This is a genomic window from Streptomyces sp. NPDC001732, assembly GCF_053596315.1.
Genome location: NZ_JBSFFY010000026.1, coordinates 39,925 through 53,412, shown reverse-complemented (window position 1 = coordinate 53,412; position 13,488 = coordinate 39,925). Strand labels below are relative to the sequence as shown.

The window sequence follows — 13,488 nt, the reverse complement described above, 5'->3', positions numbered from 1 at the left end:
CCCCCTCCCACGGACCGTGCGGGCGTGCCCCGCACGGTCTCCGCGACCGGCCCCGCACGGCCTCCGCGACCGGCCCGGCAACCGCCCTCGGTGGCATTTGTGGAGCAGATCTTCTTAAAGTGGGGCAATGCGCACCGAGGACGTCCTGGCCGCGACGGCGACCGGCCTGTGGCGCTGGGACAGCGGAGCCGGGACCGTCACGCTCGATGCGGAGGCCGCCCGGCTGCTCGACCTGCCCGCGGCGGTCGGCGTCTTCCGCGAGTCCGCGGTGCGTTCCCGCTTCCACCCCGTGGACTGGAACGAGATCCACGGAGTGATAAGCCTCGCGTTCGCCGAGGGCACCCTCGCCGAGGCCCGGCTGCGGATCGTGGACGAGGGGGGCACGGTGCTGCGCACCGTGCGCAGCCGTTCCAGGCCGCTCCTGCCCAAGGAGGTGGACGGCACGCACTACGCGCTGGTCGGCACCCTCCAGGAGGTGGTCGAACCGCGTCCCGGTGCCACCGGGGTGCCCACCCCCATCACCGGCGACTGGCGCCGCTCCCGCGAGGCGTTCCTGCTGGACGCGGGCCGGGCGCTGGCCGAGGCCCGGTCCACCGCGGAGGTGCTGCGGGTCGCCGCCTCGCTCTCCATGCCCGGGTTCTCGCCGGACGGCCTGGCGGTCTTCGGCATCGCGGGCGACCGGCTGACGACCATCGGCCACCACGGGCACAGCGTGGGCGACGAGTACCCGTTCAACAACATGCCGCTGGAGACCGACTACCCGGCCGCCGAGGTCGTACGAACGGGGCGGGCGATCTATCTGCCCTCGCCGGAGGAGTACAGCCGCCGCTACCCCACCACCTGGCCGCTCGCCAGCACTTTCGGCCGCCGGTCCTGGGCCTTCCTGCCGCTGATCGTGGCGGGGCGCACCATGGGCGCCTGGATGGCGGGGTTCCGGCATCCGGTGTCGTTCTCGCCGGACGAGCGGTCCGTGCTGACGACCGTGGCCCGGATGCTCGCGCAGGCGCTGGCCCGTGCCGGGGTCGCCGAGACCGAGCGGGAGCTGTCACTGGGGCTCCAGCGCTCGATGATGCCCTCCCTCGGCCCGGACATCCCGGGGATGACGGTCGCCGCCCGCTACATCCCGACCGGCGGCGGGCTCCAGGTCGGCGGCGACTGGTACGACATGATCCCGTTGCCGAACGGCCGCATCGCCCTGGTCATCGGTGACGTCCAGGGCCACGACGTGCGGGCCGCCGGCCTGATGGGGCAGCTGCGGATCGCCCTGCGCGCGTACGCCGCCGAGGGGCACCGGCCGGACGCGGTGCTCTCCCGGGCCTCGCGCTTCCTCTCCGGGCTCACCGACGCGTACGAGGACGGGGAGACGACCGGGCCGCGCTTCGCGACCTGTCTGTACGCGGAGGCCGACCCGGAGACCGGCACGCTGGACATCGCGCGGGCGGGCCACCCCGACCCCGTGGTGACGACCGCCGACGGGACCGCGCTGATCCGCCAGACCGAGGGCGGACTGCCGCTCGGCGTCGAGGCGGACGCCGACTATCCGACGAGTCGGCTCACCCTGGAACCCGGGGAGACGATCATGCTCTGCACGGACGGGCTGATCGAGACCGGCGGCCACGACATGTTCTCCGGCTGGTTGCGGCTGCGGCCGATCCTGGAGCGGCACACGGACGACCTGGAGAAGCTCGCCGACGCCCTGCTCCAGGCCGTGCACGGGCCGACGTCGCACTATCTGACGGGCCCGCTGGCGGACCGCCGGGAGGACGACATCGCGTTCCTGCTGCTGCGGCGCGACGCGGGGGCGGGGCGGCGGACGGCGCCCCGGCGCACCGCGCTGACCATCGCGCAGGCCGAGCCGGAACGTATCGCGGCGGCCCGGCAGCAGCTGCGGGAGCTGCTGCACGACTGGGCGGACCCGGAGCAGGTCGACGCGGCGGTGCTGATGTTCTCCGAGATGGCCACCAACGTCCTCGTCCACACGGACGGGGACGCGCTGGTGGTCGCGCAGGCGACCGGCAAGCACGGCGAGCGCCGGCTGCGGGTGGAGGTGGCCGACGGCAGCGACGAGCTGCCGCACAAACGACGGCCCGGCGAAATGGCATCCAGCGGCCGGGGGCTGGTCCTGATGGAGATGCTCGCCGACGCGTGGGGCGTCGATCCGCAGGGCGCGGGGAAGTCGATCTGGTTCGAGCTGTACGAGTCGGAACCTGACTCCGCACCCGAGGACGAACAGGCCGCCCCCGAGGACTGAGCAGGCCCCGGCCCTCCTGCCCCGAGGTCCGGGCCCGACGAAAACGCGGAACGGGAACGGACAACGCCCCGGAACGCGGAAGTGTCCCCGCCCTCACCCCGCGGACGGGCCGGAGGGCCCATCTCCAGAGGCCCCGCCCCCGGATGCGCCCGGGGGCTCGTTGCCCGGCGACGGCGACCCCGAGCGGTCGCCGCGCAGCTCGCCGAGGATGCCGAAGGCCGCCGCGCAGAGCGGGACCGCGAGCAGCATGCCCAGCAGCCCGGCCACGCTGGCCCCCGCGGTGATCGCGATCATGACCATGGCGGGGTGCATCTGGACCGTACGGCTCTGGATCACCGGCTGCAGCACGTGCCCCTCCAGCACCTGCACGGCGAGCACCACCCCCAGCGCCCAGAGCGCGATCACGAACCCCCGGTCGGCGAGCGCGACCAGGACCGCGACGGCGCCGGAGATGAAGGCCCCGAGATAGGGGATGTAGGCGCCGACGAAGACCAACGCCCCCAGCCCCACCGCGCCGGGCACCCGCAGGACCAGCAGACCGACGGTGATGCACACGGCGTCGATCAGCGCGATGAACGTGGTGCCGCGCATGAAGCCCTCGACGGCCTCGAAGGCCCGCCGCCCCATGGCCTCGATCAGCTCCCCCGTGCCGCGCGGCGCGATCGCGTGGGCGAGGCCCGCCGCCCGGTCGGAGTCGCGCAGGAAGAAGAAGGTCAGCAGGAGGGCGAGAACACCGGTGGCCACGAGCGAGCCGACCAGGCTGAGCCCGGAGAGGATTCCGCCGGCCGCGCTCGCGCCGAACCTCTCGACGATCTTCTGGGCATTGGCCAGGAGGTCGCCCGCATTGGTGTTCTTGCCGATGCCGAAGTGGTCGATGACCCACTGGCCTGCGTCCTTCAGCGACCGGAGGATCTGGTCGCCGGTGTCGACGAGCGCGGTGACGACGATGTACCCGGCACCGCCGACCACCGCGACGAGCAGGACGCAGGTGAGCCCCGCCGACAGCGAACGCTTCAGACCGGCGGCGGTCAGCCGGCGGTGGACCGGGCCGAGCAGCGCCGTGCCGAGCAGGGCGAGCAGTACCGGGGTGACCGCCGTCTTGAGGACGATGCACAGCCAGATGACGACTGCGGCGACCCCGGTGACGAGCAGGACGACGGCGCACCAGGCGGCCGTGCGCCGCGCCGCGTCGGGCAGAAGGGGCTTGTCGGTCTGCACCCTCCCACCCGACCACGGCACGGGGGCCGTGTCCCGCCTGCGGAGCCGTACGGGTGACGGGCCGTCACACACCGGTGCCGGGCGCCCCCGTCGGGGCGCCCGGCACCGCGGGCCGTGGGCCGGTCCCGCCACTCGTCACGGACCGCCGAAGCGGACCACCGACGAGGACCGCTGCCGAAGGGCCGCCGACGCGAGCGTCACATGCCGTGGACGGCGGGCACCGTGCCGAGGCGGCCGGCCTGGAAGTCCTCGAACGCCTGCTTCAGTTCGGCCTGGCTGTTCATCACGAACGGCCCGTAGTGCGCCATCGGCTCGCGGATCGGGCGGCCGCCGAGCAGCACGACCTCCAGGTCGGGGGTGTTGCCGTCCTGCTTCTCGTCCGCGCGGACGGTCAGCGAGGAACCGGCGCCGAAGACCGCCGTCTGTCCCATGTGCACGGGGCGGCGCTCCGCGCCGACGGTACCGCGGCCGGCCATCACGTACGCGAGTCCGTTGAAGTCCTCGCGCCACGGCAGAGTCACCTCGGCGCCGGGGCGCACGGTGGCGTGGATCATCGTGATCGGGGTGTGGGTGATGCCGGGGCCCTCGTGCCCGTCGAGCTCACCGGCGATGACGCGGAGCAGCGCGCCGCCGTCCGGGGAGGCGAGGAGCTGGACCTGGCCGCCGCGGATGTCCTGGTAGCGGGGGGCCATCATCTTGTCGGCCTTGGGCAGGTTCACCCAGAGCTGGAGGCCGTGGAAGAGGCCGCCCGACATCACGAGGGACTCCGGCGGGGCCTCGATGTGCAGGAGGCCGGAACCCGCGGTCATCCACTGGGTGTCGCCGTTGCGGATGGTGCCGCCGCCGCCGTTGGAGTCCTGGTGGACGAAGGTCCCGTCGATCAGGTACGTGACGGTCTCGAAGCCGCGGTGCGGGTGCCAGGGAGTTCCCTTCGGCTCGCCGGCCGCGTACTCCACCTCGCCCATCTGGTCCATCATGATGAACGGGTCGAGGTGCTTGTAGTTGATCCCGGCGAACGCACGGCGAACCGGGAAGCCCTCGCCCTCGAATCCGCTCGGCGCCGTGGTGACGGTGAGCACGGGACGGGCCACGGCGTCACCGGACGCGGCGACCTTGGGCAGGGTCAGCGGGTTTTCGACAGTCACTGCGGGCATGAGAGCCACCTCCGGCTTGGTCTTCCCCCAATTTAGTTGAATGGTGAACATCCCGCAAGGCCCCGCCATTCCCGCACACGAGCCCCGCCGCTCCCGCACACGACGAGAAGGGCCCGCACCAAGAGGTGCGGGCCCTTCTCCAACGGTTCGGTCGTGCGCACGCGCGGCGCGTCAGCCGTACATGCGGCGCATCGCGAAGTCGACCATCTGCTCCACGGCCTTCGCGTCGAAGACCATGCGGTGCTCGCCCTCCATGTCGAGGACGAAGCCGTAGCCGGTCGGCAGCAGGTCGATCACCTCGGCGCCGGTGATCACGAAGTACTTGGACTCCTTGCCCGCGTACCGCCGCAGCTCCTTGAGCGTGGTGAACATCGGGATCACCGGCTGCTGGGTGTTGTGCAGCGCCAGGAACCCCGGGTTGTCACCGCGCGGGCAGTAGACCTTCGACGTCGCGAAGATCTGCTGGAAGTCCTCGGCGGACAGCGAGCCGGTCGTGAAGGCACGCACCGCGTCCCCCAGGGACGGCGGCGAGGGCTCCGGATACAGCGGCTGCTCGCCGTAGCCGCCACCCATCTGCTGCTGCGTGCCCGGGTTCTGGTCGTAGCCGTACATGCCGCAAAGAGTAATGGGACACATCGGGACCTTGAGGGGTTGCGTCTTATTACTGACGGGTAGCATCATCTCAGAGGTCAGCTGATATGCGCACGCCTGCTCGTCGCCCGTCCGGCCCGCACCCCCGTTCCCGGGGCGCCGCGCGCCACCGCTATTGATTACGGAGCCTTCCATGGGGCACTACAAGTCGAATCTCCGCGACATCGAGTTCAACCTCTTCGAGGTCCTCGGTCGCGACAAGACGTACGGCACCGGCCCGTTCGCCGAGATGGACGTCGAGACGGCGAAGAGCATCCTCGACGAGGTCACCCGCCTCGCGGAGAACGAGCTGGCCGACTCCTTCGCCGACGCCGACCGCAACCCGCCGGTCTTCGACCCGGAGACCAACACCGCTCCGGTCCCGGAGACCTTCAAGAAGTCGTACAAGGCGTTCATGGACTCCGAGTACTGGCGGCTGGGCCTGCCCGAGGAGATCGGCGGCACCACCTCGCCGCGCTCCCTGATCTGGGGCTACGCGGAGCTGCTGCTCGGTGCGAACCCGGCCATCTGGATGTACTGCTCCGGCCCGGCGTTCGCCGGCATCCTCTTCGAGGAGGGCAACGAGGCGCAGAAGAAGGTCGCCGAGATCGCCGTCGAGAAGCAGTGGGGCTCGACGATGGTGCTGACCGAGCCGGACGCCGGTTCCGACGTCGGCGCGGGCCGCACGAAGGCCGTCCAGCAGGAGGACGGCTCCTGGCACATCGAGGGCGTGAAGCGCTTCATCACCTCGGGCGAGCACGACATGTCCGAGAACATCCTCCACTACGTGCTGGCCCGCCCCGAGGGCGCCGGCCCCGGCACGAAGGGCCTCTCGCTCTTCCTGGTCCCGAAGTTCGAGTTCGACTGGACCACCGGCGAGCTGGGCGAGCGCAACGGCGTGTACGCGACCAACGTCGAGCACAAGATGGGCCTCAAGGCGTCCAACACCTGCGAGATGACCTTCGGCGACAAGCACCCCGCCAAGGGCTGGCTGATCGGCGACAAGCACGACGGCATCCGCCAGATGTTCCGCATCATCGAGTTCGCCCGCATGATGGTCGGCACGAAGGCGATCGCGACCCTGTCGACCGGCTACCTGAACGCGCTGGAGTACGCCAAGGAGCGCGTCCAGGGCACGGACCTGTCGCAGTTCATGGACAAGACCGCCCCCAAGGTCACCATCACGCACCACCCCGACGTGCGCCGCTCCCTCATGACGCAGAAGGCGTACGCGGAGGGCATGCGCTCCCTCGTGCTGTACACCGCCACCGTCCAGGACGCGATCCAGGAGAAGGAGGCCGCGGGCGAGGACGCGAAGGCGCTGCACGGCCTCAACGACCTGCTGCTCCCGATCGTGAAGGGCTACGGCTCCGAGAAGTCGTACGAGCAGCTGGCGCAGTCGCTCCAGACCTTCGGCGGCTCCGGGTACCTCCAGGAGTACCCGATCGAGCAGTACATCCGTGACGCCAAGATCGACACGCTGTACGAGGGCACGACGGCGATCCAGGGCCAGGACTTCTTCTTCCGGAAGATCGTCCGCGACCAGGGTGCCTCGCTGAACGCCCTCTCCGAGGAGATCAAGAAGTTCCTCGCCGACGCCCAGGGCAACGAGGAGCTGGCCGGCGCGCTGGACTCGCTCGCCAAGGCGGCCGTCGACCTGGAGGCGATCGTCGGCACGATGATCACCGACCTCACCGCGACCGGCGAGGACGTCAAGAACATCTACAAGGTGGGCCTCAACACCACCCGCCTGCTGATGGCCTCCGGCGATGTCGTCGTCGGCTACCTCCTGCTCAAGGGCGCCGCCGTCGCGGCCGAGAAGCTGCCGACCGCGTCCGGCAAGGACGTCGCCTTCTACCAGGGCAAGATCGCCGCCGCGAAGTTCTTCGCCGCGAACGTCCTGCCGGGCGTCTCGGCCGAGCGCGCGCTCGCCGAGGCCGTCGACAACTCGCTGATGGAGCTGGACGAGGCCGCGTTCTAGGACTCGCTCGACCCGCACCGTTCAAGATCGTCAACACGCACCGCCACCCGGACACGCTTTCGGGTGGCGGTGCTGTCGTATCAGCTGGGTATGTTGGCTGCAGGGCTCAGGATCCCGTCCATGGGAGGAACCATGACCTCCGAGGTACTGCCCGAAGCGTCGCAGCTGCGGCGCGACGATTCCAAGTGGCCGGTCCCACCGCCGGACGGCTACACCGTGGACGATTTCTTCACGCTCGACCTCCCGCCGCACGCAGAGCTGATCGACGGGAGTCTGGTTTTCGTGAGTCCGCAGCGGAAGTTCCACACGCTGGCGATGTATCTGCTGGAACAGGGGCTGCGCAGTCATGTCCCTGAGGAGCTGCGCGTCCGTCGTGAGATGGCCGTGGTGCTCGGCAGGCGCAACGCGCCGGAGCCCGACCTCGTCGTGGTGACGGCCGAAGCCGACGGGGACCAGCGCCAGACCCGCTACGAGGCCGCCGACGTCCTGCTCGCCGTCGAGGTGGTCTCCCCCGACTCCGAGGACCGCGACACCAAACCCCACAAGTACGCGGCGGCGGGCATCCCGCACTTCTGGCGGGTCGAGATGAGCGGCGAGCACGGCCGGCCCGCGGTGTGGACGTACGAGTGCGACGCGGTGACCAAGAAGTACGTCTCCACCGGCGTCCACCACGACCGGCTGAAGCTCTCCGTCCCGTACGACATCGACATCGACCTGACCGCCATCGACCGGCTGTGGCCCCGGCCCCGCCCCGGGACGACGTGAAGCGCGCCGGTCCGGCCTCGTTACAGTGAGGAACATGAGTTCCTCCCCCCGCTTCGACCGCGGCCACACCGACGACCTGCAGGCCTTCCTGATGGCCTCCCCCTCCCCGTACCACGCCGTGGCCACCGCGGCCGAACGGCTGGAGAAGGCCGGATTCCGGCAGGTCGAGGAGACCGCCGCCTGGGACGGCAGTACCGGGGGGAAGTACGTCCTGCGCGGCGGCGCGATCGTGGCCTGGTACGTGCCGGAGGGCGCCGGGGCGCACACCCCGTTCCGGATCGTCGGTGCGCACACCGACTCGCCGAACCTGCGGGTCAAGCCGCTGCCCGACACCGGGGCGTACGGCTGGCGGCAGATCGCCGTGGAGATCTACGGCGGGACGCTGCTCAACACCTGGCTCGACCGGGACCTCGGCCTCGCCGGCCGGCTCTCGCTGCGGGACGGCACGCACCGCCTGGTGAACATCGACCGGCCGCTGCTGCGCGTGCCTCAGCTGGCCGTGCACCTGGACCGGTCGGCCAACCCCGACGGGCTGAAGCTGGACCGGCAGAAGCACATGCAGCCGATCTGGGGCCTGGGCGAGGTCGAGGAGGGCGACCTGATCCGGTTCGTCGCCGAGGAGGCGGGCGTCGCCGCCGAGGACGTGACCGGCTGGGACCTGATGCCGCACGCCGTCGAACCCCCCGCCTACCTGGGCCGGGACCGCGAGCTGCTGGCCGGGCCCCGGATGGACAACCTGCTCTCGGTGCACGCGGCGACCGCCGCGCTCGCCGCCGTCGCCGGACAGCCGGACGCCGAGCTCCCGTACATCCCGGTCCTGGCCGCCTTCGACCACGAGGAGAACGGCTCGCAGTCCGACACCGGCGCCGACGGGCCGCTGCTCGGCACGGTCCTGGAGCGCTCCGTCTTCGCGCGCGGCGGCACGTACGAGGACCGGGCACGGGCCTTCGCCGGGACCGTCTGCCTCTCCTCCGACACCGGTCACGCGATCCACCCCAACTACGCCGAGCGCCACGACCCGACCCACCACCCGGTGGTCAACGGCGGCCCGATCCTCAAGGTCAACGTCAACATGCGGTACGCGACCGACGGCAGCGGCCGGGCCGTGTTCGCGGAGGCGTGCCGGAAGGCGGACGTGCCGTGGCAGACGTTCGTCTCCAACAACTCGATGCCGTGCGGCACCACGATCGGCCCGATCACCGCCGCCCGGCACGGCATCCAGACGGTGGACATCGGCGTCGCGATCCTGTCGATGCACAGCGCCCGTGAACTGTGCGGCTCGGACGACCCGTACCTGCTGGCCAACGCGATGACGGCGTTCCTGACGGGCTGAGGACCGTCGGGGGCGTCCGGGCATCTGGTCATCTGACGGGCTGAGGACCGTCGGCAGGTGTCTGGGCGTCTGACGGGCTGAGGGCCTTCGGGGGTCTCTGGGCGGCTGGGCGGCCGACGGGGGCTGAGGGCCCTGTCGCGGGGAGCCCCCGAACGGGCCGAGAGCCTGTCGGGGCCTCTGACGGGCCCGAGTCCTCCCCGCTCCGCGGGGCCTGGTCCCGCCGCGCGCCCGAGGTACTGAGTTTCTCCTCACACCCGGGCCGGTGCGCGTCGTGCGCGGGGCCGGGCGGCGGGGCTCCGGCGGCGCTCTCCCGGGTGTCCGAAGGGCGTCCGACCTGCGTACGGGGGGGGCGCCGAGCCCGGTCGGAGACGACGTTCCGGTCGCGCCGCACCGAGCGGGCGCGACCCGTCGTCGCCGCCCAGGGGCCCCCGATATCCTGGGGCTTTCCTGCTGCCCGGCCATGGGCGCACCAGGCCCGGAAGGAAAGCCGCCCGTGGAGTTCCGGCTGCTCGGCACCGTCTCCGTCGACACGTTCACCGGACCCCTGCCGCTCGGCCCCGCCAAGCGCCGCAGCCTGCTCGCCGCGCTGCTGCTGTCCGCCAACACCCCCGTCTCCATGGCCAGGCTGACGGACTCCCTCTGGGACGACGAGCCGCCGTTGCACGCCCGCAGCGTCATCCAGGGACACGTCTCCCGGCTGCGCGCCCTCCTGGTGGGCGCGGACGCGGAGGCGTACGGGGTGGAGCTGGTCACCCTCGGCGACGCGTACGTGCTGCGGTTGCCGGAGACCCTGCTGGACTCGCAGCGGTTCGAGGAGCTGCTGACGCTGGCCCGGGGGCAGCGCAACCCCGCCGACGCCGTGCTGATGTTCAAGGAGGCCCTGTCCCTGTGGCAGGGGCCCGCGCTCAGCGGCGCGTTCGCCGGGCCGCCGCTCCAGGCCGCCGCGCACTCGCTGGAGGAGTCGCGGCTGGCCACGGTCGAGCAGTTGGCGCGGGCCTACTCGGCGCTGGGGGAGCACAACCGGGCGGCGGCGGTGCTGCGGGCGGAGACGGTCACGCACCCGATGCGGGAGTCGCTGGCGGCGGGTCTGATGACGGCGCTGTACCGGGCGGGGCGCCAGTCCGAGGCGCTGGACTGGTTCCACCGCACGCGGCGGCTGCTCGCCGACGAACTGGGCATCGACCCGGGGCACGAACTCGCCGACGCGTACGCGCTGATCCTGCGCGGCGGCCCGGGGCCGGACGCCGCCCGGAACGCGCCCGACGACCGGGGCCCGGAGGCGTCCGGCCCGGCCCGGACGGGTGACCGCCCCGGCGGCACCAGGAGCTGTGCCGCCGGGTCCGGGCCTGCGGCGCGTCCGGCGGCGGCCCCGTGGACCGGCCCGGACACCGGGTCCGGGCCGGAGCCGACGCCCACCGACACCGGTGCGCCCTCCGGACAGACCGGACCGGCTGCACCGGGCGGACCGGCCGAGCAGGCCGGTGGGGCGGACGGCGGTACGGCGGGCGGCCACGCGGGCGCCGGTGCGGCCGACGGCACGGGCAGTGACACGGCCGTCGCCCTCGCGCCCGCGGCGCCCCGGCCCCGGTCCCTCCCGCTGCCGCACCTCGTCGGCGCCCCGCACCCCGCCGACCTGCTGCCCCGCGCACCCCGCGGCTTCCAGGGCCGGACCGCCGAACTGGCCGCGCTCACCCGGGCCGCGGCGGGCGAGGCGCCCGTCTGCCTGGTCACCGGACCGGCCGGGGTGGGGAAGACCGCGATGGCCGTGCAGTGGGCGCACCGCAACTCCGCCACCTTCCCGGACGGGCGGCTCTTCGCCGATCTGCGCGGGTTCAGCGACACCGGCGAGCCCGCGGCCATCGAGGTGCTGCGCGAATTCCTGCTGGCGCTCGGTGTCGCACCGCGCCGCGTCCCGGAGTCCGTCGCCGCCGCCGCGGCGCTCTTCCGATCGCTGACCGACGGGCGCCGACTGCTCGTCGTCCTCGACAACGCCCGCGACTCCGCCGCCGTCCGGCCGCTGCTGCCGGGCGGCAGCGACTGCGTCACCCTGGTCACCAGCCGGCACCGGCTGGAGGGCCTCATCGCCTCGGACGCCGCCCGCCCCGTACCGCTGGACGTCCTCGAACCGCCGGACGGCACGGCCCTGCTCGCCGGGGTGCTCGGCGAGGACCGGGTCCTGGCCGAACCGGTCGCGGCCCGCCGGCTCGCCGAACTCTGCGGCGGGCTGCCGCTCGCGCTGCGGGTCACCGCGGCCCGGCTGGCGGGGCGCCCGACCCGCACCCTGGCCGGCCTCGCCGACGAACTGGCCGACGAACGCAGTCGGCTGACGTACCTCGACGTGGACGACACCGGTGTCTCGGCCGCGCTGCGGCTGACCGTGCAGCAGCTGCCGCAGGACGCCGTCCACCAGCTCGCCCGGCTCGGCCACCACCCGGGCAGCCACTTCGACCCGTACACGGCCGCCGCGCTCGCCGGCACCGACCCGGTCGTCGCCGCGGCGGCACTGGAGCGGCTCTCCGCGGCCCATCTCGTCACCGAGCCGTCCCCCGGGCGCTGGGGGCTGCACGACCTGGTACGCCTCTACGCCCGCGGCCTGGACACCGCGAACGGGCCCGAGGCGCTCATCGGCGTCCTCGACCACTACATCGCCACCGCGCTCGCCGCCGCCGACACCGCCGAACCCGGCGGCGAGCCCTGTTTCGTCCTGCCGGACGACTACCGGCGCCCCGCCGCCGTCCGGGACTTCGCCGACCGGGAGACGGCGATGCGCTGGCTGGCCGCCGAGCGCGACGATCTGGCACTGGCCGCCGTCGCCGCACGGAACGCCGGATTCCACGACCGGGCGTGGCGGATCATCCTGCTCCAGTGGCCGCAGGTGGTCTGGCGGGTGCGGGACAACTGGTCCCCGCTGCTGGAGCTGGCGCTGGACTCCGCCCGCGCCCACGACGACATGTACGCCGAGTCGCGGGTGCTCAACCTGCTGGGCTGGGTGCTGACCGAGGAGGGCAGGACCGCCGAGGCGATCGCCCTGCTGGAGCGCTCGCCCGGCCTCGCCCGGCAGTCCGGCGACCGCCTCGGCGAGGCGACCGCGCTGATCAACCTGGCCGTCGTCCAGGCCGAGCAGGGGGAGCTGGACACGGCGCTGGAGAACTGCGGGCAGGCCGTCGCGCTGGCCCGTGCGGAGAAGGACGCGCACACCGAGATGCTCGCCCTCCAGCACCTGGCCCGGATGCAGCTCACGGCGAACCTGCCGCTGGACGCCCTCGAATCCGCCCGGACCGCGCTCGGCCTCGGGCCCGAGCACGAGGAGATCGCCCGCCGGGTGCTGCTGCTGACCACCAGCGGCGAGGCCCGGCTGGCGCTCGGCGAGGAGGAGGAAGGCATCCGGCTGCTGGACCGGGCGGCCGGGGAGGCGGAGCGCACCGGTTACGACGAGGGCGCGGTCCGGGCCCTCGAAGCACTGCTGCGGGTGACGGCCCTGCCGGATTACCGCAAGCGGTACGAGGAGGCCGTCCGTCGGCTCACCGACGACGGGTGACCGGCCGCACCCCCGCGCGAACGGCACCACGGGACGACCCGGCCCAGAACGTCAGCGGGACGTCAGCAGCACAACAGCAGAACGTGAGCGGCGCCGCCCAGAATTATTGATGTCAGCAGGTCAGGGGCGGTTCACCAATGACCAGGCGTCCGCCACTCCGTCTTTGATCCGGGGAAAACCCATGCGTTCTTTCCGTAACCGCACCGCCGGCCTCACCGCCGAGACCATGGACGGCCCGCCCTACACCCACCTCGCCCTGACCGCGAAGAACACCTCCGGCAGCCGCTGCCTGATGACGGGCTTCCCCGAGATCCGGTTCCTGGAGAACGCGCGCGGCACCGTCCCGTCCGTCGCCGAGAGCAAGCCGCTCACCCAGGTCGTCGTGGAGCCGGGTGGCTCCGCCTACGCGGCGGTGCGGCTGTCCGAGGGCGGCCGGAAGGAGAACACCGAGACGGTGCAGGACTTCTCCGTCACGCTGCCGAACGGCAACGGCATGGCCATCGTGAAGGCGCCCGGCGGCGGCATCAGCGTCGACCCGGCGAAGTGGGCCACCGGCTACTGGACGCAGGAACTGCGCAACGGCGCCGACGAATTCTGAGCTGTCGGGTCCCGACCCAG

Annotated in this window: 8 protein-coding genes and 1 pseudogene; 6 read left to right on the top strand and 3 right to left on the bottom strand. The window is 72.4% G+C overall.

Annotated elements, in window-relative coordinates; genetic code table 11:
• Positions 1 to 127: 127 nt before the first annotated feature.
• Positions 128 to 2,251 (top strand): ATP-binding SpoIIE family protein phosphatase, encoded by a 2,124-nt coding sequence (locus ACWCXX_RS23560; protein WP_451130265.1) that lies wholly within the window; start codon positions 128 to 130, stop codon positions 2,249 to 2,251.
• A 93-nt stretch (positions 2,252 to 2,344) separates the two neighbouring features.
• Here the strand turns inward: ACWCXX_RS23560 and ACWCXX_RS23555 are convergent, their stop codons facing one another.
• The 3 genes from ACWCXX_RS23555 to ACWCXX_RS23545 form a co-directional block, all read right to left on the bottom strand.
• Positions 2,345 to 3,469, bottom strand: coding sequence for an AI-2E family transporter (locus ACWCXX_RS23555; RefSeq protein WP_451130263.1), 1,125 nt, complete (start codon positions 3,467 to 3,469; stop codon positions 2,345 to 2,347).
• Positions 3,470 to 3,666: 197 nt separating this feature from the next.
• Positions 3,667 to 4,623: a pirin family protein gene (locus tag ACWCXX_RS23550; RefSeq protein WP_451130261.1), complete on the bottom strand. Its 957-nt coding sequence runs from the start codon at positions 4,621 to 4,623 to the stop codon at positions 3,667 to 3,669.
• Between the two features lie 171 nt (positions 4,624 to 4,794).
• On the bottom strand, positions 4,795 to 5,235 hold the full coding sequence (locus ACWCXX_RS23545) for an SseB family protein (protein WP_451130259.1): 441 nt from the start codon (positions 5,233 to 5,235) through the stop codon (positions 4,795 to 4,797).
• A 172-nt stretch (positions 5,236 to 5,407) separates the two neighbouring features.
• Here ACWCXX_RS23545 and ACWCXX_RS23540 point away from each other — a divergent pair, with 172 nt between their 5' ends.
• The 5 genes and pseudogenes from ACWCXX_RS23540 to ACWCXX_RS23520 form a co-directional block, all read left to right on the top strand.
• Positions 5,408 to 7,234 (top strand): acyl-CoA dehydrogenase, encoded by a 1,827-nt coding sequence (locus ACWCXX_RS23540; RefSeq protein ID WP_451130257.1) that lies wholly within the window; start codon positions 5,408 to 5,410, stop codon positions 7,232 to 7,234.
• A 132-nt stretch (positions 7,235 to 7,366) separates the two neighbouring features.
• Entirely contained in the window at positions 7,367 to 7,999 is a 633-nt protein-coding gene (locus tag ACWCXX_RS23535; protein WP_451130255.1) for a Uma2 family endonuclease, read from the top strand.
• A gap of 34 nt (positions 8,000 to 8,033) precedes the next feature.
• Positions 8,034 to 9,332, top strand: a complete 1,299-nt coding sequence (locus tag ACWCXX_RS23530) for a M18 family aminopeptidase (protein ID WP_451130253.1) — start codon at positions 8,034 to 8,036, stop codon at positions 9,330 to 9,332.
• Positions 9,333 to 9,825: 493 nt separating this feature from the next.
• Positions 9,826 to 12,870 (top strand): BTAD domain-containing putative transcriptional regulator, encoded by a 3,045-nt coding sequence (locus ACWCXX_RS23525; RefSeq protein ID WP_451130251.1) that lies wholly within the window; start codon positions 9,826 to 9,828, stop codon positions 12,868 to 12,870.
• Between the two features lie 211 nt (positions 12,871 to 13,081).
• A pseudogene (locus ACWCXX_RS23520) lies at positions 13,082 to 13,468 on the top strand (DUF4232 domain-containing protein); the annotation flags it as partial.
• Positions 13,469 to 13,488 lie beyond the last annotated feature (20 nt).

Excerpts from the sequence above, each read along its gene's own strand:
- ACWCXX_RS23530 (WP_451130253.1), top strand. The coding sequence starts at position 8,034 with ATGAGTTCCTCCCCCCGCTTCGACCGCGGCCACACCGACGACCTGCAG.
- ACWCXX_RS23545 (WP_451130259.1), bottom strand. The coding sequence starts at position 5,235 with ATGTACGGCTACGACCAGAACCCGGGCACGCAGCAGCAGATGGGTGGC.
- ACWCXX_RS23560 (WP_451130265.1), top strand. The coding sequence starts at position 128 with ATGCGCACCGAGGACGTCCTGGCCGCGACGGCGACCGGCCTGTGGCGC.
- ACWCXX_RS23535 (WP_451130255.1), top strand. The coding sequence starts at position 7,367 with ATGACCTCCGAGGTACTGCCCGAAGCGTCGCAGCTGCGGCGCGACGAT.
- ACWCXX_RS23550 (WP_451130261.1), bottom strand. The coding sequence starts at position 4,623 with ATGCCCGCAGTGACTGTCGAAAACCCGCTGACCCTGCCCAAGGTCGCC.
- ACWCXX_RS23540 (WP_451130257.1), top strand. The coding sequence starts at position 5,408 with ATGGGGCACTACAAGTCGAATCTCCGCGACATCGAGTTCAACCTCTTC.